Source organism: Mesorhizobium sp. M4B.F.Ca.ET.143.01.1.1, assembly GCF_004792275.1.
In the GTDB taxonomy this organism is placed as follows: domain Bacteria; phylum Pseudomonadota; class Alphaproteobacteria; order Rhizobiales; family Rhizobiaceae; genus Mesorhizobium; species Mesorhizobium abyssinicae.
The window spans coordinates 559,499-582,407 of sequence record NZ_SRSR01000001.1 but is presented as its reverse complement, the minus strand read 5'-3'; the positions used below and the strand labels follow the sequence as shown (position 1 = coordinate 582,407).

Here is a 22,909-nt window from a genome sequence, read left to right as displayed (position 1 = left end):
TTGCCTAGCGCAGGCCTTCCAGTTCGCGGATGCGCTTGGCGCCGTCGGCCTCGAGCTGCCTCGTGACGGCTCCGATCAGTGTCTCGGCGACGACGAAGAGGGCGGCCGAGGAATCCCAGGCCGAGGGCACGGCGGTGCGCCCGGCGATGACATGGCGGGCGAAACGGGCGATCGGCGACAGCCACTGGTCGGTGAACAGCACGATCTGGACGCCGCGCTGATGCGCCGTCTCGGCAAAGCGCACCAGGCTGTCCTGGTAGCGCCTGATGTCGAAGATCACCAGCACGTCGCGCTTGCCCATGTCGATCAGCCGGTCGCGCCAGATGCTCTCCTGTCCGGCGAGGTGGTAGACGTCCGGCTGGACGATGGCGAGGTGGGCGGCCATGTAGCGCGCCAGCGGATCGGTGAAGCGGCCGCCGATCAGGAAGGTCTTGCCGCGCCGCTCGGCAAGTTTCGCGGCGATGTCGGCCAGCTGCTTGTCGGACAGGTGCCTGAAGGTCTCGCGCATGTTCTCGAGCGTCGCCTCGAGCATTGGCGACACCGCGCCGCCGCCTGGCGAGGCCGGGTTGAGCGTGCGCGATGCCGGCGACTGCAATTGCGCCGCCAGCTCGTCCTGAAGCGCCGACTGGAATTCCGGATAGTTCTGGAAGCCGAGACGGGCAACGAAACGCAGGATCGTCGGCGAGGACACGCCGGCGGCGGCCGAAAATTCGGCGACGGTCTTAAGCCCGATCAGCGGATAGTTGGCGATCAGCGTCTGCGCCGCGCGCCGCTCGCCGGCCGGCATGGCGCCGATGCGGTCGGAAATCAGTTCGGCGATGCTGGAGATCATGGTTTTTCCCCCACCTATTGGCCCGGTCGACGCTGTTCCCCGAAATCGCGTTTGACAAAGCCGGACAAACTGTATGAAATCATCCGCAGGGACGCAATGAGACAAAATACGTAACATACGATACAGCGCTCCCGAGGGGACGACTGACTATGGAGACAGCACGGCCCGCCAGCCCTGCATCGCCTGAAACCGTAAGGGTGACCAACCCTGGCGGGGCGAGCCCATTTGTTCTGACTTGCGACCACGCCTCCAACTTCCTGCCGCCTGAATTCGGCACGCTCGGCCTGCCGACGGAGGACCTCTCCCGCCACATCGCCTGGGATCCCGGCGCACTGCCCGTCGCCCATCGCATGGCCGCCGCGCTCGATGCCACGCTGGTCGAAACCCGCATCTCGCGCCTCGTCATCGACTGCAACCGGCCGCTCGATGCGCCGGACCTCGTGCCTCCGGTCAGCGAGACCACGGTCATTCCCGGCAATGCCGGTCTGTCGGACAATCAGCGCGCCGCGCGTATCGATCTGTCGTGGCGGCCGTTCCATGACTCGATCGCAGGCATCATCGACGAGCGGCTGGCGCGCGGACAGGAAACGCGGCTGGTGTCGGTGCATTCCTTCACGCCGGTCTACAAGGGCAAGAGCCGGCCCTGGCACATCGGCATCATCCATGACGAGGACCGCCGGCTGGCAGCGCCCCTGATCGCAGCGCTCAAGCGGCTCGCCGGCGTCACTGTCGGCGTCAACGAACCCTATTCGCCGGCCGACCGCGTCTATTTCACGCTGGAACGCCATGCGCGCTCGCGCGGCCTTGCCTGCGCGATGATCGAAATCCGCAACGATGAAATCTCCGGCGAGGCCGGGCAGCGGAGATGGGCGGATCTGCTCACCGGCATTTTTTCTGATCTGGAGCCCGAGGAGGCCAGCGGCTCCCGACAACGCGCAGTGGGATAGTCAGTACAATCGGCCAGCTAAGAACTAAAGGGGACTTCAAATGGCAGCACCGGGTTATACCGAAGTTGATAAGGCGGAGGACGTAAAGCACCTCCACAGCATGGGCTACGCCCAGGAACTGGAGCGGCGCCTCAGCCGCTTTTCGAATTTCGCGGTTTCGTTCTCCATCATCTGCATCCTGTCCGGCGGCATCAATTCGCTGGCGCAGGCCACCTCCGGCGCCGGCGGCATCGGCATCGGCATCGGCTGGCTGGTCGGCTGCTTCGTCTCGCTGACCTTCGCGGTCGCCATGTCGCAGATCAGTTCGGCCTATCCGACGGCCGGCGGCCTCTATCACTGGGGTTCGATCCTCGGCAATCGCGGCACCGGCTGGGTGACGGCCTGGCTCAACCTGCTCGGCCTGATCACCGTGCTCGGCGCCATCAATGTCGGCACCTGGACCTTCTTCGTCGGCGCCTTCGGACCGGCGCTCGGCATCGAGGGCAATCTGACCAACCAGATGATCTTCCTGATCATCATCACCGGCGCCCAGGCGCTGATCAACCATCTCGGCATCAAGCTGACGGCGAAGCTCACCGACTTCTCGGGCTATCTCATCTTCTTAGGCTCGATCCTGATCGCGATCGTCTGCCTTGCCGCCGCCGAGACCTGGGATTTCAGCCGTCTCTTCACGTTCCACAACTACTCGGGCGAGGCCGGCGCCAATGTTTGGCCGTCGGTGTCGAATGCCTGGGTGTTCGCGCTCGGCCTGCTGCTGCCGATCTACACCATCACCGGCTACGACGCCTCGGCACACACCTCCGAGGAAACCATCAAGGCGGCCAGTTCCGTGCCGCGCGCCATGGTCATGTCGGTCATCTGGTCGGCCGTCTTCGGCTACCTGTTCCTGGCCGCCTTCATCCTGATGATCCCGAACATGGACGATGCCGCCAAGCAGGGCTGGAACGTGTTCTTCTGGGCCTTCGACCAGCGTGTCAGCCCCGGCATCAAGGAGTTCGTCTACCTCGTCGTGTTCGTTGCCCAGCTGCTGTGCGGCCTGGCGACGGTGACTTCGGCCTCGCGCATGATCTTCGCCTTCTCGCGTGACGGCGGCCTGCCGGGTTCGGCAGCGCTCGCCAAGGTCAGCCCGACCTATCGCACGCCGGTGGCGGCGATCTGGACGGCGTCGATCCTGTCGGTGCTGTTCGTCTGGGGTTCGACCCTGGTTTCGGTCGCCGGTACCTCGGCCTACACGATCGTGGTGTCCTGCACGGTCATCTTCCTGTTCCTGTCCTTCACCGTGCCGATCGTGCTCGGCATGCTGGCCTGGGGCACGCCGAAGTGGGACAAGATGGGCCCGTGGAACATGGGGCGTGCGATCTTCATGCTTTTCGGCGTCCTCTCCATTCTGTCGATGATCCTGATCTTCGTCATCGGCATCCAGCCGCCGAACGACTGGGCGCTCTACATCACCGTCGGCTTCTTCATCCTGACGGCGATCGTGTGGTTCGCGTTCGAACGCAACCGCTTCCAGGGCCCGCCGCTCGGCGACATCATCGCGGCGCGCCAGGCGGCGATCCAGGCGGCCGAACAGGCGGTCGGCGAAACCGGCCACTGACGTCCATAACCCTGGCCATGGCCGGCCTCGCGCCGGCCATGGCTGCGTTTATCCCTCTCAACGACCAAGCGCTGGAGTGCCAAAGGAATGGCCGGAAATTTCTCGTTCGATCAGTTGAAGAAAGCGGTCTCCAATGGCGAGATCGACACGGTTCTGGCCTGCATCGTCGACATGCAGGGCCGGCTCGCCGGAAAGCGGTTCCTTGCCCAGTATTTCGTCGATTCCGCGCATGGCGAGACGCATGGCTGCAACTATCTGCTTGCCTGCGACATCGATATGGAGCCGGTGCCCGGCTACAAGGCGGCGAGCTGGTCGAAGGGCTATGGCGACTTCGTCATGAAGCCCGACCTTGCGACGCTGCGGCGGCTGCCGTGGCTGGAAAAGACGGCGCTGGTGATTTGCGACGTGCTCGACCACCACGACCATGCGGATTTGGCGCACTCACCCCGCGCGATCCTGAAGAAGCAGGTCAAGCGACTGAGCGAGCGCGGCTATATCGGCTACTTTGCCTCCGAGCTCGAATTCTACCTCTTCAACGAGACCTACGATTCCGCCCGCAAGAAGCACTGGCAGGGCCTCGACTCGGCCTCGCCCTACATCGGCGACTACCAGATCGGCATCACCACCAAGGAAGAAGGCGTCATGCGCCGGCTTCGCAACGAGATGGAAGCTGCCGGCATTCCGATCGAGAACTCCAAGGGCGAATGGGGCCCGGGCCAGGAAGAGATCAACGTGCGCTACGCCGAAGCGCTCGACATGGCCGACCGCCACGTCATCCTGAAGAACGGCGCCAAGGAGATCGCCGATTCCGAAGGCAAGTCGATCTCCTTCATGGCCAAGTACAATTACGGGCTCGCCGGCAACTCCAGCCACATCCACAATTCGCTGTGGAGCGCCGACGGCAAGACGCCGCTGTTCTTCGACAAAAACGCCGAATGGACGCTGTCGACGCTCGGCCAGCAATGGGCCGCGGGCCAGCTCAAATACGCCAAGGAGTTCACCTGGTTCCTGGCGCCCTACATCAACTCCTACAAGCGCTTCCAGGCCGGCACCTTCGCGCCGACCAAGATCATGTGGAGCGAGGACAACCGCACCGCCGGTTTCCGCCTGTGCGGCGAGGGCACCAAGGGCATCCGCATGGAATGCCGGATCGGCGGCGCTGACTTGAACCCCTACCTCGCCTTCGCGGCGCTGATCGCGTCCGGCCTTGCCGGCATCGACGAGAAGCTGGAACTGCAGAAGCCGTTCGTCGGTGACGCCTACCAGGCCTCGCGCCTGCCGGAGATCCCGAAGACGCTGCGCGATGCCACCGAGACGCTGTCGAAGTCGAAGATGCTGAAGCAGGCCTTCGGCGAGGATGTTGTCGAACACTATGTGCATACGGCCCGCTGGGAGCAGTTCGAGTACGACCGCCGCATCACCGATTGGGAACTGCACAGGGGTTTCGAGCGGTACTAAGGTGCCGGGTTAGCGTCGGCGTTGCCCCTCGCCCTTACCCTCTGCCGGCGAAGAAAGGGGGAGGGGCGTCAGCGCAGGAGTTTCGCCCTTCTCCCGTATGGGGGAGGGTGCCGGCAGGCGGATGAGGGGCGGCGCCACGCCACATGATTTTCGATTGTTGTAAAACTGCGAGGAAGACATGACCGAGACGGTCAAACTCAAATCACCCATCGACGGCTCGATCTATGCCGAGCGGCCGGTCGCGACGGACCAGGCGATCAATGCCGCGGTCGAGCGCGCCAAGGCGGCGCAGGAGAAGTGGGCGGAGACGCCGGTCGTCGAGCGCGGCAAGTACATGCTGGCGATGCTCGAAGCGCTGGTCGCCATGACCGACGAGATCGTGCCGGAGATCGCCTGGCAGATGGGCCGCCCGGTGCGCTATGGCGGCGAGTTCGGCGGCGTCAAGGAACGCGTCAACTACATGGTCGAGATCGCCGAACAGGCGTTGAAGCCGGTCCTGGCCTCCAACCCGAAGGACGGCTTCCGCCGTTATGTGAAGAAGGTGCCGCACGGCGTGGTCATGGTCATCGCGCCGTGGAACTACCCCTATCTCACCGCCGTCAACACCATCGTGCCGGCGCTGATGGCCGGCAGCGCGGTCATCCTCAAGCATGCGGCGCAGACGCTTCTGGTCGGCGAACGATTCCAGCAGGCCTTCGACAAAGCCGGCCTGCCCAAGGGCCTGTTCCAAAACCTCGTCCTGAACCACGGCCAGACCGAGAGGCTGCTCGGTTCCGGCAAGATCGACCATGTCAACTTTACCGGCTCGGTCGCCGGCGGCCGCGCAATCGAGAAGGCGGCGGCCGGCACCTTCATGAGCCTCGGCCTCGAGCTCGGCGGCAAGGATCCGGCCTATGTGCTGCCCGACGCCAAGATGGACCATGCGGTCGCCAATCTGGTCGACGGCGCCTTCTTCAATTCCGGCCAGTGCTGCTGCGGTATCGAGCGCGTCTATGTTCACGAGAAGGTCTATGACGAGTTTGTCGAGGGCTTCATCGCCGAGACGAAGAACTATGTCGTCGGCAATCCGCTGGAGCAGGCGACGACGCTGGGGCCGATGGCGCAGGCACGCTTCGCCGACCTGATCCGCGAGCAGAAGGCCGAGGCGCTGCGCAAGGGTGCCACCGCGCATGTCAACATGAAGGTCGCCAATGACAAGCCTGGCTCGCCCTATCTGGCGCCTGAAGTGCTCACCAATGTCGACCACCAGATGAGCGTCATGCGCGAGGAGAGTTTTGGTCCGATCGTCGGCATCATGAAGGTGCGCAACGACGAGGAGGCGATCGCTTTGATGAATGACAGTCCCTACGGGCTGACGGCATCTATCTGGACGCGCGACACCGAGCATGCGGCGGCGATCGGCGACCGCGTCGAGACCGGCACCGTGTTCATGAACCGTTGCGACTATCTCGATCCGGCGCTCGTGTGGACCGGCGTCAAGGACACCGGCAAGGGCGCAGCACTTTCGGCGATCGGCTACGACAATCTGACCCGGCCGAAATCATTCCACCTGCGTGAAGCGATCTGATTTTTTTCGAAAGACAAGCAATGTCCAAGCTCATCTCCAAATGGAACTACCCGACCACCGTCCGCTTCGGCGCCGGCCGCATCAAGGAACTGCCAGACGTGCTGGCAGCCACAGGCATCAAGCGGCCGCTCTTCGTCACCGATCCTGGGCTGGCGAAACTGCCGGTCGTCGCCTCGACGCTGAAGATCCTCGACGACGCCAAAGTTCCGTATGGCGTGTTTTCCGAGGTCAAGCCGAACCCGGTCGATTCCAACCTGACCGCCGGCATCGCGGTGTTCAAGAAGGGCAAGCATGACGGCGTTATCGCCTTCGGCGGCGGCTCGGCGCTCGACCTCGGTAAGCTGATCGCCTTCCAGGCAGGGCAGACGCGGCCGGTGTGGGACTTCGAGGATGTCGGCGACTGGTGGACGAGAGCCGATTCCGACGCGATCGCGCCGATCATCGCGGTGCCGACCACCGCCGGCACCGGGTCGGAAGTCGGCCGCGCCGGCGTCATCACCAATGAGGCGACGCACACCAAGAAGGTCATCTTCCATCCGAAGCTCCTGCCGGCGATCGTGATCGCCGATCCGGAGCTGTCGGTCGGCATGCCGGGCTTCATCACCGCCGGCACCGGCATGGACGCGCTGGCGCACTGCCTCGAGGCCTATTGCGCGCCGGGCTATCATCCGATGGCTGACGGCATCGCGGTGGAAGGCATTCGGCTGGTGTTCGAGAACCTGCCCAAGGCCTTCGCCAACGGCAAGGACCTGGTTGCCCGCGCCCATATGATGAGCGCCGCGGCGATGGGGGCGGCCGCCTTCCAGAAGGGGCTGGGCGCCATCCACTCGCTGTCGCATCCGATCGGCGCGCTCTACGACACCCATCACGGCATGACCAACGCCGTGTTCATGCCCTACGTGCTGGCCTTCAACCGCGACGCCATCGACGAGCGCATCGGCCGGCTCGCCGCCTATTGCGGCATCAAGGGCGGCTTCGACGGTTTCGCCAAGGCGATCATCAAGCTGCGCAAGGAGCTCAAGGTGCCGCATGCGCTGCCCGGCCTGATCAAGGGCCTCGACATGGACAAGAAGCGCAAGGGGCTGATCGCCGACATGGCGGTGGTCGATCCGACCGCCGGCGGCAACCCGGTCAAGCTGACCAAGAAGGCGGCACTGACGCTGCTGGAAAACGCCATCGCCGGCGCCGTCTGAGATCGATTTCAGGCGCCGGAATTTGATCCGGAAAACGAGGGGAAAGGAAGGGAGTAGGGCGAAAGACAAGGCGGGAAATAATTAGCCGGAAAAATAATCGCGAGGCGATTGCTACACCCGGTTAAAAAGAGTTTACTTTTTCGTACTGCGGGGTGCCGGTTTCACAAAGCTTTCATCTGGCTGTCACACGAAAACGATACCGCATCGCAGGCGTCCAACGGCGTCAGTTCAACGGAGAGAACACATGTTCAAATTCACGGGGAAAGTGCTTTCCCTTTCGGCCGCGACCCTGATGGTGTCGTCGGTGATTTCGTCCGCGGCTTCGCTGGATGAACTCGTCAAGGCGGCCAAGGCGGAGGGCGAGCTCACCACGATCGCGCTGCCGCATGACTGGTGCGGTTACGGCGCCGTCATCGATGGCTTCAAGGCGAAGTATCCGGAGATCAAGATCAACGAACTCAACCCGGATGCCGGCTCGGGCGACGAGATCGAGGCGATCAAGGCCAACAAGGACAACAAGGGCCCGCAGGCGCCTGACGTCATCGACGTCGGCCTGTCCTTCGGCCCGTCGGCAAAGGCCGACGGCCTGATCCAACCCTACAAGGTGTCGACCTGGGACTCGATCCCGGACAGCGCCAAGGATGCGGATGGCTTCTGGACCGGCGACTATTACGGCGTGCTGTCCTTCCTGGTGAACAAGGATCTGGTCAAGGAAGCGCCGGCTGACTGGGCCGACCTCTTGAAGGCAGACTATGCCAACACGGTTGCGCTCGCCGGTGACCCGCGCGCCTCGAACCAGGCCATCCAGGCCGTCTACGCCGCCGGCCTTTCCGGTGGCGCGGCCGCTGGCGAAGCCGCCGGCACCGCCGGTCTCGACTTCTTCAAGAAGCTCAACGCCGCCGGCAATTTCGTGCCGGTCATCGGCAAGCCGGCGACGCTCGCCCAGGGCCAGACGCCGATCCTGGTCACCTGGGATTACAACGCGCTTGCCGGCCGCGACACGCTGAAGGGCAACCCGCCCGTCGATGTCGTCGTGCCGAAGACCGGCGTCGTCGCCGGCGTCTACGTGCAGGCGATCAGCGCCTACGCGCCGCACCCGAATGCTGCCAAGCTGTGGCTCGAGTATCTCTACTCCGACGAAGGCCAGATCGGCTGGCTGAAGGGCTATTGCCACCCGATCCGCTTCAACGACCTCGCCAAGAACGGCAAGCTCCCGGCCGACGTGATGGCCAAGCTGCCGCCGGCCGAGGCCTATGCATCAGCTGTCTTCCCGACCCTCGATGAACAGGGCAAGGCCAAGGAAGCCATCACCAAGAACTGGGATGCCGTTGTCGGCGCCAACGTGAAGTAACACAATGTAAGGGCCGGGCGGCTTTGGCCGCCCGGCTCCTCTCCAAGACGGTAGCCGGCGCATGACCGATCTCTCCCTCTCCAATCAAGCCATTGCGGGGAAGACCGCGCCGCCCGCCGAGGCGCGAAGGCTGCGGCTGCCGACGCAGTGGCTCGGCGTCACGCCGTTCTTCGTCTTCGCGATCATGTTCCTGATCCTGCCCACGCTCTACCTGATGCTGGGCGCCTTCCAGAACGACGCAGGCGAGTTCACGTTCGAAAACATCGCGGCCCTGGCGCAGCCGTCGATCGTTGCCGCCTACTGGATTTCCATCAAGGTCAGCCTTGCCTCGGCTCTGATCGGCGCCTTCGCCGGGCTCGCCATCGCCATTGCCATCGTGCGTGGCGGCCTGCCGGACTGGATACGCTCGGCGACGCTGACATTTTCCGGTGTCGCTTCCAATTTCGCCGGCGTGCCGCTGGCCTTCGCCTTCCTTGCCACGCTGGGCCGGCTCGGGCTCGCCACCGTCATCCTGAACACCGTGTTTGGGCTGAACATTTACGCGCACGGCTTCAACATCCTGTCCTTCTGGGGCCTGACGCTGACTTATGTCTACTTCCAGATCCCGCTGATGGTGGTCATCATCACGCCGGCTATCGACGGGCTGAAGAAGGAATGGGGTGAAGCCGCCGCGACGCTCGGCGCGACCACGGCGCAGTATTGGCGCATGGTGGTCATTCCGGTGATCTGGCCGAGCTTCCTCGGCACCGTGATCCTGCTCTTCGCCAACGCCTTCGGGGCGATCGCCACCGCCTATGCGCTGACTGGTTCCTCGCTCAACATCGTGCCGATCCTGCTCTACGCGCAGATCCGTGGCGACGTATTGCACAACGCGCATCTCGGCTATGCGATCGCCTTCGGCATGATCGTCATCACCGGTCTCGCCAATGTCTTCTACATCTGGTTCCGGACCCGCTCGGAGAGGTGGCTCAAATGAAGTCCGGTAGATTCTGGGCCTGGGTCGTCTTCGCGCTGGGCGCGGCCTATTTCTTCATTCCGCTGATCGCGACCGTCGAATTCTCGATGCGCATGCGGCGCGGCGCCTATTCGTTCGACGCCTATCAGATCGTGCTGGGGGACGAGCGCTTCCAGGCCACATTCATGTATTCGGTAGTCGCGGCGATCTTCACCATCATCCTCGGCGTGCTGATCGTGGTGCCCGCGGCCTACTGGATCCGGCTGCGTCTGCCGCAGATCAGGCCGGTGGTCGAGTTCATCACGCTGTTGCCACTGGTCATTCCGGCCATCGTCATCGTCTTCGGCTACATCCGGATGTACGGCTCCAACTCGCCGCTGCCGTTCCTCGCCAGCGACACGGGCACCAACGCCCTGCTGGTCATCGGCTATGCGACGCTGGCGCTGCCCTACATGTACCGGGCGGTCGATACCGGGCTGCGCACCATCGATGTCAGGACGCTGACGGAAGCGGCGCAGATCCTCGGCGCCGGCTGGGGGACGATCATCACCCGTGTCATCCTGCCCAATGTGCTGATCGCGGTGTTGTCGGGCGCCTTCCTGACCTTCGCCATCGTCATCGGCGAATTCACCATGGCGAGCCTGCTCAATCGGCCGGCCTTCGGACCGTATCTGCAGAATATCGGCGCCAACCGCGCCTATGAGCCGGCGGCGCTTGCCATCATCGCCTTCGCCATCACCTGGGGCTGCATGTCGCTGATCCAGATCCTTTCCCGCTTCGCGCCGAAATCGGCGAACCGCCCGAACTGAAAGTCAAAGCCATGGCCGAGCCGTTCCTCTCCATCCAGCATGTGCGAAAGTCCTTCGGTGCCACGACTGTGGTCGAGGATTTCAACCTCGACGTTGCGCCGGGCGAGTTCGTGTCCTTCCTTGGCCCATCGGGCTGCGGCAAGACGACGGTGCTGCGCATGGTCGCCGGTTTCGAGGAGCCGAGCGCCGGCAAGATCGTGGTGGCTGGCAAGGACATCACGCGGCTGAAGCCCAACCAGCGCAATGTCGGCATGGTGTTCCAGGCCTACGCGCTGTTTCCCAATCTGACGGTGGCGCAGAACATCGGCTTCGGGCTGAAGGTGGCGGGCATGGCCAAGGCCGCCATCGATTCCCGCGTCGCCGAGATGCTCGACATCATCAAGCTGCCGCAGATGGCCGACCGCTATCCCTACCAGCTTTCCGGCGGCCAGCAGCAGCGCATCGCGCTGGCGCGCGCGATCGCGCCGAAGCCGAAGCTCCTGCTGCTCGACGAGCCGCTGTCGGCGCTCGATGCAAAGGTGCGCGTGTCGCTGCGCGAGGAGATCCGTTCGATCCAGAAGAAGCTCGGCATAACCACCATCTTCGTCACCCACGACCAGGAAGAGGCGCTGTCGATCTCCGACCGCATCGCCGTCATGTATGGCGGCAAGGCCGAGCAGGTCGGCACGCCGTTCGAGATCTACAACCGGCCGGCGACGAAGTTCGTCGCCAATTTCGTCGGCACACTCAACGTGCTGGAAGGCACGGTCACCGACGCTGCCGCCGGCAAGGTGCGTGTCAATGCGCAGGAGGTCGCGCTCGAGGGCAAGCTCAATGGCTCGAAGTCCGGCGATACGCTGTCGCTGGCGCTCAGGCCCGAGGCGATTTCGCTGGGGTGGCAACCCGGCCATGACACCAGCCTTTCCGGCGAGATCGCCGAAGTGCACTTCCTCGGCTCGGTCATCCGGGTGCGCGTCGGCATTGGCGGCAACACGGTGTCGCTCGACACGTTCAACAACTCGACGACGCCACCGCCCGTGGTCGGCGAGAAGGCCGACATCTCGTTCTCGTCCGGCGACATGCTGGTGCTGCACTGACCTCGCTGCAGCGAGTTCTGTCAGGACTTCAAAGCAAGCGTTGCCAGGAACTGGCGATGCTGTTCCAGCCAGCCGGGATTTTGTGTTGCGACGATCTCGACGCATAGCTGGACGCATTCGTTGCAAATGAAGGCGTCCGGGCCGGCAATTATCTGCAGCACGTCTGCCTCGGATTTTCCACAGAACGAGCAACTCGGTTCCGATGCCATGGCGCCCCCCTTCAAATCGTTGCGGAAATAGGAACGTCCTGGTAGGCGTCAAGGCCCTACTGGTCGACCGACGCTTACGGCCTGCCTTGAGGCCTGCATATTGCCAGGCAAGCAACACCCGCTGGACAATCAACGGCATCCTGTCACCTTGTCCCGGTCCACCGACCTTCCAGCCGCTACGACATTTTCATGGCCCTGTTCGAACTGACCCTTGTCCTGCTTTTGATCGCCGTCGCGCTGGCGGCGCTGTCGCGGCGGCTGGAGGTACCTTATCCTTCGCTGCTGGCCTTGGCCGGGGTGGGGATCGCCTTCGTGCCCGGCGCACCGACCATCGAGATCGATCCGGAACTGGCGCTTGCGCTGTTCATCGCGCCGGTGCTCCTCGACGCCGCCTATGACACCTCGCTGCGCGACCTGAAGCGCTACAGGCTGTCGCTGGCGCTGCTGGCGCTTGGCGCCGTCGTCTTCACCACCGTGGTCGTTGCCTTCGTTGGCTGGAAGATGGCCGGGCTGCCGATCGCGGCGGCGATCGCGCTCGGCGCTATCGTCGCGCCGCCCGATGCGGTGGCCGCGAGCGCCGTGCTCGGTCAGTTCAAGGTGCCGCACCGCATCACCGCCATCCTGCAGGGCGAGAGCCTGCTCAACGATGCGACCGCGCTGCTGATCTACAGGATCGCGGTTTCGGCCGCCATCGGCTCGGTCATGCTGAAGGACGCGGTGCCGGTGATCCTATTGTCGACGGTTGGCAGCGTCGTCGCCGGCTATCTGTTCGGCCGCTTCTCGCTGCTGACACTGACGCGCATCGAGGATGCGGCAAGCAGCACCGTGGTGCAGTTCGCCGGTACATTCGGTGTCTGGATAGTTGCCGACAGGCTCGGGCTGTCGGCCATCATCACCATCGTCGTCTATGCCATGACCATTGCGCGCACCGCGCCGCGCCTGATGTCGGCGCGCAGGCGCGTCAGCACCTATTCGGTCTGGGAATCGGCGGTGTTCGTGCTGAACGTGTTGGCTTTCGTGCTGATGGGCCTGCAGGCACGCTCGATCGTCGGCCGGCTCTCCGGCGACGGGCAAGGCGATGCCTTTCTCTTCGCCGCGACGGTGCTGGCCGTCGTCATCGCGGCGCGCCTCGTCTGGGTCGCGAGCTACGTTGCGGTCATGCGATGGGTTGCCCGCGTCGACAGCGAAGACAAAAAGCGCGATGCGCCGACATTTCGCGGCGCCGTGCTCGTCGGCTGGTGCGGCATGCGGGGACTGGTGACGCTGGTGGTGGCGATTGCGCTGCCGGCTGGCTTCCCGGGGCGTGACCCGATCGTGCTTGCCGCCTTCGCGGTCGTTCTCGGCACGCTGGTGCTGCAAGGCATGAGCCTGAAGCCTCTGCTCAGGGTACTCGACTTCGAACCGGATACGACGATAGACCGCGAGGTGGCCGAGGCGCGCGTCGCCGTCATGCAGGCCGCGCTCGACGTCCTGAACCACAAGACGTCGGCCGCGGCGGCAGTGGTGCGCGAGCAGTATGAGGCGCAGCGCCGGGTCGCCGAGAACCCTGAGGACGCCCAGGCGGCGACCGAATACGACCGGCTGCGCCTCTATGCCATCAAGCGCCAGCGCGACGCGCTGGAGGAATTGCGCCGCAACGGCACAATCGGCGACGAGGCCTATCACCGGCTGGAGGAGGAAATCGACTGGTCGGAACTAGCGGCGTCGCCGGCGGGGCGGTTCCAGCCGCTGACGACCTAGGCGGTTTGCTCCTCCTGGCCTAGCCCCGTCGCCATTGCGGTCCATTGCAACACCATCACGGAACCGCTAGTGCCATCGCCGAAAGTTGAGCCGGATAATCAATGAAGCTCGTCAGCTACAACATCCAGTACGGGTTCGGCAGCGACGGCCGCTACGATCTGGCGCGCGCCGCGCGCGTCGTCGACGGCGCCGACATCATCGCCTTGCAGGAGGTCGAGCGGCATTGGCAGCGGACCAACGAGGACGACCAGCCGGAAATTCTGTCGCGACTGCTGCCCCATTACCACTGGGTCTACGGCCCGGCTTTCGACATGGATGCCAGCGAGCGGCGCGACGGCCGCATCGTCAACCGCCGCCGGCAGTTCGGCACCATGGTGCTGTCGAAGCTGCCGATCGTCTGGTCCAGGTTGCATACGCTGCCGCTGCGCCGCACCGTGCGCCCGCTCAACACGCGCAACGCCGCGCTCGAATGCATGATCCGCGCGCCGTCAGGGCCGGTGCGGGTCGTCTCGCTGCATCTCGCGCACATTGCCGCCGAGGAGCGGCTGGAGCAGATCGACTATCTGCTGGCCGAGCATCGCCGGGCGCCGTCCGAGGGCGGCCCGTGGAGCGGCGCCGACGACGAACCGCAGCGCAACTGGAGCAATGGCGGGCCGGAGCCGGAGAACCCGCTGGCGGCAATCTGGCTGGGCGACTTCAACATGGAGCCTGATAGCGCCGAGTACCGGCGCATCGTCGGCGGCACACCGTACCACCGGGGGGCGGCCTATCGCGACGGTTTCGTCGATGCCGCCGCCGTCGCCAGCGAGCCGGTGGCCGATTTCCACACCCATGAAAAGATCATCGACGGCAGGCTGGCAAAGCGCCGGCTCGACCATTGCTTCGTCGGCGGCATGCTTGCCACGCGCGTGCGCTCGGTCGGCGCCGACATCGGCGAGATCGCGTCCGACCATTTTCCGCTGAGGATCGATATCGACCTCGAGACGCCAGGCCTCGCTACGACTTCCGGAGGCGGATGACCAAGGCATGACGCTTTTCGTCTTCTTCGCGGTGCTTGCCGCCGCCGCCATGCACGCGATCTGGAACGCGCTGGTCAAAGTGCATCTCGACCGCTTCCTGTCGATCACGCTGATGACGCTCGGCATGGGTTTCGCCGCGCTGCTCGTGCTGCCCTTCGTCGAGGTGCCTAAGGCCGAGGTGTGGCCATTCATCCTCGCCTCGGTCTTCTTCCACATGGGCTACCGGACCTTCCTGATCGGCGCCTACAAGGCCGGCGATTTCGCCCAGACCTATCCGCTGGCGCGCGGCACGGCGCCGCTGCTCGCGGCACTCGGCGGCATGGTGGTCGTGCGGGAGTTCCCCGCGCCGCTGGCCATTCTCGGTATCCTGCTGCTGTCGGCCGGCACGCTGGTGATGTCGTTTCGCGGCGGCGTGCATCTGGAGCGCTTCAACCTGCGCGCGGTCTGCTTCGCGTTGGGCACCTCGATCTTCATCGCCAGCTACACGCTGTCCGACGGCAGCGGCGCGCGGCTGGCGGCGACCGCGACAAGCTATGCCGCTTGGCTGTTCATCTGCGATGCTCTCTGGGCGCTGGTGCTGTGCATCGTCTTCCGTGGGTCGCAGTCGCTTCCGCTGCTGGCGCGCGACTGGAAGGCGGGGCTGTTCACCGGCGTGCTCAGCGGCGCCGCCTACTGGATCGTCATGTGGGCAATGACCAAGGCGCCGATCGCCTCGGTGGCTTCGCTGCGCGAGACCTCGATCCTGTTCGCCATGATGATCTCGGTCTTCGCACTGGGCGAGAATATGACGCGCTGGCGGGGTGCGGCGGCGCTCAGCATCGTCGCCGGCGTCGTCGCATTGCGTCTGGGGTAATTTCTCGGCCGGTCAGCCGAGAATGTCCAGATCGACAACCATCAGCCCGTCGGTGCCGCCTTCGAGGGCGGCGACCAGCCTGGCGCCGGCACGCTGATGAGCCTCGTGCACCAGATAGGCGTCGCGGGCGGCGGCATCGCGGAAGTCGATGGTGAAGCCGTGGCTGAAGCCGCGCGCAAAGGGTTCCGGACTGACATTGGCGCTGAAATGGACCTTGTCCATGCCTTCGATCGCCCAGCGCAAAGCTTCCAGATCGGCGTGGATCGCCGCGCGTTCGGCCGGGCTGACGTCGCTGCGGAATTTGACGAAGACGCAATGCCTGATCATGACTCTCTCCTCAAGCGGCGCGGTTGCCGGAGAAAACGGCCGGCGGCAAAGGTTCGCGGCCGAGGATCAGGTCGGCGCCCTTTTCGCCGACCATGATGGTCGGCGCGTTGGTGTTGGAGGAGGGGACGCGCGGCATCACCGAGGCGTCGCATACCCGCAATCCTTCGATGCCGCGCAGCTTGAGGTCAGGCGTCACCACGGCCATGTCGTCATGGCCCATGCGGCAGGTGCCGACCGGATGATGGTCGGTCTTGGAACTGCGGCAGGCATAGTCGAACAGTTCGTCATCGCTCTGCAGGGCAGGGCCCGGCAGGACCTCGCGCAGCACGTAAGGGGCAAGCGCCTTCTGCCGCATGATGTCGCGCGCCAGCCGGAGGCCCTTGATCGACATGTCGCGATCGTAGGGCTCAGACCAGTAGTTCGGGTCGATCAGCGGATGGTCGGCGGGGTCGGCGCTCTTCAGCCGCACCGTGCCGCGCGAGCGTGGGCGCAGGAAGGCGGAGTTCAGGGTGACGCCGGGGTTCTTCAACTTCTCGACGCCGGCTTCGATGCCGGAGCCGAGGCCAAGGTGGAACTGGATGTCGGGCGAAGCGGCGGTCGGGTCGGCGTACCAGAAGCCGCCGGTCTCGAACAGGCTGGAGGCCACCGGCCCTTTCTTCAAAAGCAGATACTGCAGGCCGGCCCACATCGTGCGGTGCAGCTTGGCGTAGTTGTCGTAGGTGTGGTCGCCGGTGCATTCGGCGATGACGAACAGGTCGAGATGGTCCTGCATGTTGGAGCCGACGCCCGGCAGGTCGTGGACCGGCGTCACGCCGACCGATCTCAGATGGTCGGCCGGGCCGATGCCGGACTGCATCAAAAGCTTGGGCGAACCGATGGCGCCGGAGGAGACGATCACCTCGCGCCCGGCACGCAGGATCGTCTTTTCGCCGCCCGGCCTGTCGACGACCTCGACACCAACGGCGCGGCCCTTCTCGACGACGATGCGGGTGACCAGCACGTCTGTCCTGACGCTCAGGTTCTTGCGGGCGCGGATCGGCTTCAGATAGGCGACCGATGCGGACGAGCGCCGCGCGTCCTTCTGGGTCAGTTGGTAGTAGCCGACGCCCTCCTGGCTGGCGCCATTGAAGTCCGGGTTGAAGGGGATGCCCATCTCCTGGCCGGCGCGGAAATAGGCTTCGCAGATCGGCAGCGGCGAGATCGGGTTGGAGACGCCGAGCGGCCCCTGGTCGCCATGGAAGTCGTTGGCGTAGCGCTGGTTGTTCTCGGCGCGCTTGAAATAGGGCAGCACGTCGCGATAGGCCCATCCGGCGAGGCCCTCTTCCTTCTCCCACGCGTCGTAGTCGCGGGCATTGCCGCGCGTGTAGATCTGGGCGTTGATCGAGGAGCCGCCGCCGACCACCTTGGCCTGCGTGTACCAGAAGACGCGGTCCTTCATGTGCTTCTGCGGCACAGTCGACCAGCCCCACGAGGCGATGCCCTTGGTCATCTTGGCGAAGCCGGCCGGCATGTGGATCAGCGGATGCCAGTCCTTGCCGCCGGCTTCCAGCAGCAGCACCGAATTCGAGGGATCCTCGCTCAGCCGGTTGGCCAGAACGCAGCCGGCCGGGCCGGCGCCAACGATGATGTAATCCGTCATTGTCTCATCCGTTCAGAGCCGCGGTATGGAGAGCGCACCGTCGACATTGATGATCGAGCCGGTCGAAAAGCCGAACTTGCCGCTGGCAAGCGCGGCCACCACGGCGCCGATATCCGATGCCTCGCCCCAGCGTTTGGCTGGCACCAGACCGCCTTCGATCAGCGCGTCATATTTGGCGGCAACGCCTGATGTCATGTCGGTGCGGATGATGCCAGGCCGCACCTCGAACACGCCGATCCCTTCTGCAGCGAGTCGCAGCGCCAGTGTTTTCACCCACATCGACAGGCCGGCTTTCGAGACGCAGTAGTCCGCGCGCTCCGGCGAGGCCGCTTCGGCGCTGATCGAGGTGATGGTGATGATCGATTTCGCCTGATCGCTTGGTTTCGCCAGCATGGCCTTGGCGACGGCCTGGCTGAGGAACACGGTGCCGCGCAGATTGATGCCGAGGGCGCGGTCGAAATTCTCCGGCTTCAGCTCCAGCAGATCGCCGCGCACGACGGCGCCGACGCCGGCATTGTTGACCAGGCAATCGATGCGGCTGAAGGCGCCCATCGCGGTCTCAACCAGCGCCGCGTGGGCGCCGAGATCGGCGATGTCGCAGCTTGCATAGGCGAACTTCGCGCCGCGCGCGGTGATATTCCTTGCAAGTCCGTCGGCAGGCTTGTCGGCCAAGTCGGCGACCAGGATGTCGAAGCCGGCATCGGCCAATGCCTCGGCGCAGGCCAGTCCGATGCCCCGCGCGCCGCCCGTGATGATGGCCGCCGGGCGGGTCATGCGGAAAGCTCCGTTTTGCGGATGTGATCGGCCACGCGCAGCGCCTGCGCCGCAATCGACAGCGCCGGGTTGACCGCGGCCGAGGTCGGCAGGAAGCCGCCGTCGACGACGAACAGGTTCTGGTGATCGTAGGCGCGGCAGAACGGGTCGAGCGGCGAGCTGCCCGGATCGTCGCCCATCCTCACCGTGCCGCACTGGTGCGAGGGCGTGCGCTTGTCGAAGGGACGCGACAGCACGATCGGATAGCCGCAAGCGCGGAAATTCTCGCGCATCACCTTGGTCAGGCCTTCCAGCGACTGCATGTTGGAGCGCCGCCACTGCATGACGATGTCCTTGCCGTCGACCATGATGCGGCTCTCGGGGTCGGGCAGGTCCTCGCACATCAGATACCAGTCGACGGCATGGCCGGCCATGAAGTCGAGCGCGAATTTTGGCGCCAATTTCACGTTGGCCCTCAGCATGTTGCCGTCGATCTTGCCGAGCAGTTGCACATTGCCGAGCGGCTTGCCGCCCTTGCCGTCCGACAGATAGTAATCGTTGAGCATCAACGTCTTCTGGTAGACGGCGTCGTTGCGGCGGCGCGGGTCGATCGCCAGCATGGCGCTCGAATTGTGGTTCATGAAGTTGCGGCCGACCTGGTCTGAGCTGTTGGCAAGACCCTTTCCATCGGAGGAAGGCGAGCGCAGCAGGATCACGGCGGAGTTGACGGCGCCGGCCGAGAGGATGACCAGCTTCGGCGAGAGCGTCTTTTGCGCGCCCTTCTGCGTGTAATGGATGGCGGCAATCGACCTGCCATCCGGCGATGCCTCCAGATAGTCGACATGGGCACCGGTCTCGAGCCGGATGTTCGGGTCGGCAAGGGCCGCCGCCAGCGGTCCGGTCTGCGCATCGACCTTGCCCTGGCCGGCATTGGGAAACGCGTCCCAGCCTGTCCTGCCGTCCTTCAGCCAGGCGTCAATGTCGACACCGAGCGGCAGCGATGCAGGATGCAGGCCGAGCCCCTTCAATTCGGCACGGGCGCGCGCGATCGGCGCCTCGTCGGGCACGGGTTTGAAAGCGTAGGGAATCGAATGGAAGGGCTCTGTCGGGTCTTCGCCCAGTGTGCCGCGCACGCGAAAAAGCTGTTCGGCCTTCGAATACCACGGCTCGAACTCCTCGTAGGAGAACGGCCATGCCGGCGAGACGCCGCCGAAATGCTCCATGGCGGAAAAGTCTTCCTTGCGGTAGCGGATCAGCACCGCGCCATAGAATTTCGAATTGCCGCCGACATAATAGTAGTTGCCGGGATTGAAGGCCGCGCCGCCGGCCTCGCGCCACATCTCCTTCGGCCGGTAGTGGCCGTTGACGAAGATGGCGCGGGTGTCGCGCGTCTCCGGCGTCGCCGGCAGCGGCTCGCCGCGTTCCAGGATCAGGATCGAGGCGCCACTGCAGGCTAAGCCGGAGGCGATCGCGGCGCCGCCGATGCCGGAGCCGATGATGACGATATCGGGGCTTGCCATGGCGGTCAGAGAATGCGCTTCTCGGTCGCCGGATCGAAGAACACGGCCTTGGTCAGGTTGAAGGCGAGCGGCGTCACCGTGCCTGGCTGGATCTTGGCATCGGCGCGCAGCCGCGCCACCACCGCCTTGCCGCCGAGATTGGTGACGGCGAAGGTGTCGGAACCTGCCGGCTCGATCACCTCGATGTGGCAGTCGGCAGTGGCGATGCTGGAGGCGTTGCGTTCGGCGCCTTCCGGATCGGTCAGCGCCTCCGGACGGACGCCGAAGATGACCGGCTTGCCCTGGAAGGCCGACAAGCCCGGCGTAGCCCCGGCGAGCGGCAGCGAGATCGGCTCGCGCCCGTCGCGCTGCAGCACCACAGACAGCCCACTGCCATTGCCACCGATCGTCGCCGGCACCAGGTTCATGGCCGGCGAGCCCATGAAATCGGCGACGAAGATGTTGGTCGGGTTGTTGTAGATCTCGGCCGGCGTGCCGAACTGCTGCACCTCGCCATCGCGCATCACGGCGATTTTGGTGGCCAGCGTCATCGCCTCGATCTGGTCATGGGTGACGTAGACGATCGTCGTGCCGGTGTTGGCGTGCAGGCGCTTGATCTCGATGCGCATGTCGACGCGCAGCTTGGCGTCGAGGTTGGAGAGCGGCTCGTCGAACAGGAACAGTTTCGGGTCGCGCACCAGCGCCCGGCCCATGGCGACACGCTGGCGCTGGCCGCCGGAAAGCTGGCTCGGCTTGCGCTGCAGCAGGTGGCCGATCTGCAGCACCTTGGCCACCTTGTCGATCGCCTTCTGGCGCTCTTCGGCCGGCACGCCGCGCATCTCCATTCCGAATGAGATGTTCCCGGCGACCGTCATGTTCGGATAGAGCGCGTAGCTCTGGAACACCATGGCGATGTCGCGCTTGGACGGGTGGAGATCGTTGATCGCGCGCCCATCGACGCGGATCTCGCCCTCGGTGATGTTTTCCAGCCCGGCGATGGTGTTGAGCAGCGTGGACTTGCCGCAGCCGGACGGACCGACCAGCACGAGGAAGCCGCCCTTCTCCAACTCGACATTGATGCCCTTCAGGATCTCGACATTCCCGAAGCGCTTCTTCAGCCCATCAATTTCCAGAAAAGCCATGGTCGTTCCTTAAGCAAAAAGAGGGTCAGCCCTTGACCGCGCCCGCCATCAGCCCGCGCACGAAATAGCGGCCGGCGACGACGTAGACGAGAAGGGTGGGGAGGGCGGCGATCATCGCCGCCGCCATGTTGACGTTGTATTCGACGACGCCGGTCGAGGTGTTGACGACGTTGTTCAGCGCCACCGTCATCGGCATCACGTCGCCGGTGCCGGCATAGGCGGAAGCGAACAGGAAGTCGTTCCAGATGTTGGTGAACTGGTAGATCACGGTGACGACGAAGATCGGCATCGAATTCGGCAGCATGATGCGGCGGAAGATCTGGAAGAAGGATGCGCCGTCGACCTGCGCCGCCTTGATCAGTTCGGTCGGGAAGGCCTCGTAGTAATTGCGGAAGAACAGCGTGGTGAAGCCGAGGCCGTAGACGACATGGACGAAGACGAGGTTGACCGTCGAATTGCCGAGACCGAAGTTGAACCCGGTCGCGTTCTGCAGGGTGACGCCGAAGCGGCCGATGCTGCCGAGGATCGTCGCCATCGGCAGCAGCACCGACTGGAACGGGATGAAGCAGGCGAACAGCATCATCGCGAAGACCAGCGTGTGGCCGCGGAAGCGCCATTTGGTCAGCACATAGCCGTTGAGCGCGCCGAGCAGCGTCGAGATCAGCACCGCCGGCACCACCATCTTGATGGAGTTCCAGAAGTAGCCCTTGATGCCGGCGCAGGTGAGACCGACGCAGGCCTCGCCCCAGGCCTTCCACCAGGGGTCGAAGGTCGGCGCCTGCGGCAGCGCCAGCATGTTGCCGTTCTGGATCTCGTCCATTGTCTTGAACGAGGTGACCAGCATGACGAAGAGCGGCATCAGGTAGAAGATCGCGAACAGCGCGAGCAGCCCGTAGATGACGATGCGGTTGATCGTCCTAGCGCTGATGCCGCTCGAGGTCGGGCGGGCGGGTGAGGCAACAGTGCTCATCGCGGCTTCTCCCTGAGCTCGGAATAGAGGTACGGCACGATGATCGCGGTCAGCGTCATCAGCATGATCACGGCGCTCGCCGAGCCGACGGCCATCTCGTTGCGCTTGAAGGTGAACTCGTACATGAAGTTGGACGGCAACCAGGCCGAGCCGCCCGGTCCGCCGCTGGTCAGCGCCACCACCAGGTCATAGGACTTGATGGCGAGGTGGGCGAGGACGATGAACGCCGAGAGGAAGACCGGCCGCAAGAGCGGAATGACGATGCGGCGGTAGAGCTGGAAGGTGGTGGCGCCGTCGATCTGCGCCGCCTTCATGATCTCGCCGTCGATGCCGCGCAAGCCGGCCAGGAACATCGCCATGATGAAGCCGGAGGCCTGCCAGACACCGGCGATCACCACCGTGTAGATGACGAAATCCTTGTTCTTGATCCAGTCGAAATGGAAGCTCGTCCAGCCCCACTGGTGCAGCGTCTGCTCGAGGCCGAGGCCGGGATCGAGGAACCATTTCCAGGCGACGCCGGTGACGATGAAGGAGAGCGCCATCGGGTAGAGGTAGATCGGCCTGAGCATGCCTTCGCCGCGGATCTTCTGGTCGAGCAGGATGGCCAGGAACAGGCCGAGCGCCAGGCAGATGAAGATGTAGAGGAAGCCGAAAATGCCCATGTTGGTGATCGAAGTGTACCAGCTCGAGGGCGGATCGCTCTCGAAGGTCCAGCGCCACAGCCGCTGATAGGCGCGGGCACCGGTGATGGCATAGGACGGGAAGGTCTTGGAGTTGGTGAACGACAAATAGATCGTCCACAGGATGAAGCCATAGACGAAGACGATCGTCGCCGCGAAGCTCGGCGCCAGCACGATCTTCGGCAGCAGATCCTGCAGCCGCGAGCGAACGGACGCACCTGGGCGGGCGTCGTGCTCCGGTGTCAGCTTCGCAGTGGTTTCGGCTACTGTGCTCATCGGCTCATCCAGTACCG

At 64.5% G+C, this 22,909-nt stretch carries 21 protein-coding genes; 12 read left to right on the top strand and 9 right to left on the bottom strand.

Features of this window, described 5'->3' with window-relative positions; all coding sequences use genetic code 11:
- Positions 1-4 precede the first annotated feature (4 nt).
- Positions 5-832, bottom strand: coding sequence for a MurR/RpiR family transcriptional regulator (locus EN786_RS02745; protein ID WP_127284149.1), 828 nt, complete (start codon positions 830-832; stop codon positions 5-7).
- A 149-nt stretch (positions 833-981) separates the two neighbouring features.
- Between EN786_RS02745 and EN786_RS02740 the strand changes: the two genes are divergently transcribed.
- From EN786_RS02740 to EN786_RS02695, 9 genes are all read left to right on the top strand, one after another.
- Complete coding sequence (locus tag EN786_RS02740; RefSeq protein WP_127308953.1) at positions 982-1,779, top strand: N-formylglutamate amidohydrolase; 798 nt, start codon at positions 982-984, stop codon at positions 1,777-1,779.
- A gap of 40 nt (positions 1,780-1,819) precedes the next feature.
- Positions 1,820-3,376, top strand: coding sequence for an amino acid permease (locus EN786_RS02735; RefSeq protein ID WP_127284147.1), 1,557 nt, complete (start codon positions 1,820-1,822; stop codon positions 3,374-3,376).
- 87 nt (positions 3,377-3,463) lie between these two features.
- Positions 3,464-4,834 (top strand): glutamine synthetase family protein, encoded by a 1,371-nt coding sequence (locus EN786_RS02730; protein WP_127308954.1) that lies wholly within the window; start codon positions 3,464-3,466, stop codon positions 4,832-4,834.
- A 178-nt stretch (positions 4,835-5,012) separates the two neighbouring features.
- Complete coding sequence (locus EN786_RS02720) at positions 5,013-6,401, top strand: aldehyde dehydrogenase family protein (protein ID WP_127308955.1); 1,389 nt, start codon at positions 5,013-5,015, stop codon at positions 6,399-6,401.
- Between the two features lie 20 nt (positions 6,402-6,421).
- Complete coding sequence (locus tag EN786_RS02715) at positions 6,422-7,594, top strand: iron-containing alcohol dehydrogenase (protein WP_127308956.1); 1,173 nt, start codon at positions 6,422-6,424, stop codon at positions 7,592-7,594.
- 244 nt (positions 7,595-7,838) lie between these two features.
- Positions 7,839-8,945, top strand: coding sequence for an ABC transporter substrate-binding protein (locus EN786_RS02710; protein ID WP_127308957.1), 1,107 nt, complete (start codon positions 7,839-7,841; stop codon positions 8,943-8,945).
- Positions 8,946-9,006: 61 nt separating this feature from the next.
- On the top strand, positions 9,007-9,921 hold the full coding sequence (locus tag EN786_RS02705) for an ABC transporter permease subunit (protein WP_127308958.1): 915 nt from the start codon (positions 9,007-9,009) through the stop codon (positions 9,919-9,921).
- Entirely contained in the window at positions 9,918-10,709 is a 792-nt protein-coding gene (locus EN786_RS02700; protein WP_126058391.1) for an ABC transporter permease, read from the top strand. The genes EN786_RS02705 and EN786_RS02700 overlap by 4 nt, the downstream gene beginning before the upstream one ends.
- An 11-nt stretch (positions 10,710-10,720) precedes the next feature.
- The gene (locus tag EN786_RS02695) at positions 10,721-11,785 is read left to right on the top strand and encodes an ABC transporter ATP-binding protein (RefSeq protein ID WP_127284141.1); all 1,065 of its coding nucleotides are present in this window, start codon (positions 10,721-10,723) and stop codon (positions 11,783-11,785) included.
- 20 nt (positions 11,786-11,805) lie between these two features.
- Here EN786_RS02695 and EN786_RS02690 read toward each other — a convergent pair whose 3' ends face one another.
- Positions 11,806-11,994: a ClpX C4-type zinc finger protein gene (locus EN786_RS02690; RefSeq protein WP_127284140.1), complete on the bottom strand. Its 189-nt coding sequence runs from the start codon at positions 11,992-11,994 to the stop codon at positions 11,806-11,808.
- A gap of 189 nt (positions 11,995-12,183) precedes the next feature.
- Here EN786_RS02690 and EN786_RS02685 point away from each other — a divergent pair, with 189 nt between their 5' ends.
- From EN786_RS02685 to EN786_RS02675, 3 genes are all read left to right on the top strand, one after another.
- Complete coding sequence (locus EN786_RS02685) at positions 12,184-13,734, top strand: sodium:proton antiporter (RefSeq protein WP_127311459.1); 1,551 nt, start codon at positions 12,184-12,186, stop codon at positions 13,732-13,734.
- 101 nt (positions 13,735-13,835) lie between these two features.
- On the top strand, positions 13,836-14,753 hold the full coding sequence (locus EN786_RS02680) for an endonuclease/exonuclease/phosphatase family protein (RefSeq protein ID WP_127311458.1): 918 nt from the start codon (positions 13,836-13,838) through the stop codon (positions 14,751-14,753).
- A 7-nt stretch (positions 14,754-14,760) separates the two neighbouring features.
- The gene (locus EN786_RS02675; RefSeq protein WP_127311457.1) at positions 14,761-15,606 is read left to right on the top strand and encodes an EamA family transporter; all 846 of its coding nucleotides are present in this window, start codon (positions 14,761-14,763) and stop codon (positions 15,604-15,606) included.
- Between the two features lie 12 nt (positions 15,607-15,618).
- On the opposite strand, the gene EN786_RS02670 is transcribed toward EN786_RS02675, so the two are convergent.
- Genes EN786_RS02670 through EN786_RS02640 form a run of 7 tightly spaced genes read right to left on the bottom strand, consistent with a single transcriptional unit; the run spans position 15,619 to position 22,892 of the window.
- Positions 15,619-15,933 carry a Dabb family protein gene (locus tag EN786_RS02670; protein ID WP_127311456.1) on the bottom strand — a complete coding sequence of 105 codons (315 nt, stop codon included), beginning with the start codon at positions 15,931-15,933 and terminating at the stop codon, positions 15,619-15,621.
- A 10-nt stretch (positions 15,934-15,943) separates the two neighbouring features.
- Positions 15,944-17,572: a choline dehydrogenase gene (locus tag EN786_RS02665; protein ID WP_127286728.1), complete on the bottom strand. Its 1,629-nt coding sequence runs from the start codon at positions 17,570-17,572 to the stop codon at positions 15,944-15,946.
- A gap of 12 nt (positions 17,573-17,584) precedes the next feature.
- Positions 17,585-18,346 carry a 3-ketoacyl-ACP reductase gene (locus EN786_RS02660; protein WP_127286727.1) on the bottom strand — a complete coding sequence of 254 codons (762 nt, stop codon included), beginning with the start codon at positions 18,344-18,346 and terminating at the stop codon, positions 17,585-17,587.
- Positions 18,343-19,845, bottom strand: a complete 1,503-nt coding sequence (locus EN786_RS02655; protein WP_127286726.1) for a GMC family oxidoreductase — start codon at positions 19,843-19,845, stop codon at positions 18,343-18,345. Before EN786_RS02655 ends, EN786_RS02660 begins: the two co-directional genes overlap by 4 nt.
- 5 nt (positions 19,846-19,850) lie before the next feature.
- Positions 19,851-20,966 (bottom strand): ABC transporter ATP-binding protein, encoded by a 1,116-nt coding sequence (locus EN786_RS02650; protein WP_127310893.1) that lies wholly within the window; start codon positions 20,964-20,966, stop codon positions 19,851-19,853.
- A 25-nt stretch (positions 20,967-20,991) separates the two neighbouring features.
- Positions 20,992-21,936 carry a carbohydrate ABC transporter permease gene (locus EN786_RS02645; protein ID WP_127286870.1) on the bottom strand — a complete coding sequence of 315 codons (945 nt, stop codon included), beginning with the start codon at positions 21,934-21,936 and terminating at the stop codon, positions 20,992-20,994.
- Entirely contained in the window at positions 21,933-22,892 is a 960-nt protein-coding gene (locus EN786_RS02640; RefSeq protein WP_126058401.1) for a sugar ABC transporter permease, read from the bottom strand. The genes EN786_RS02645 and EN786_RS02640 overlap by 4 nt, the downstream gene beginning before the upstream one ends.
- Between the last annotated feature and the right edge of the window lie 17 nt (positions 22,893-22,909).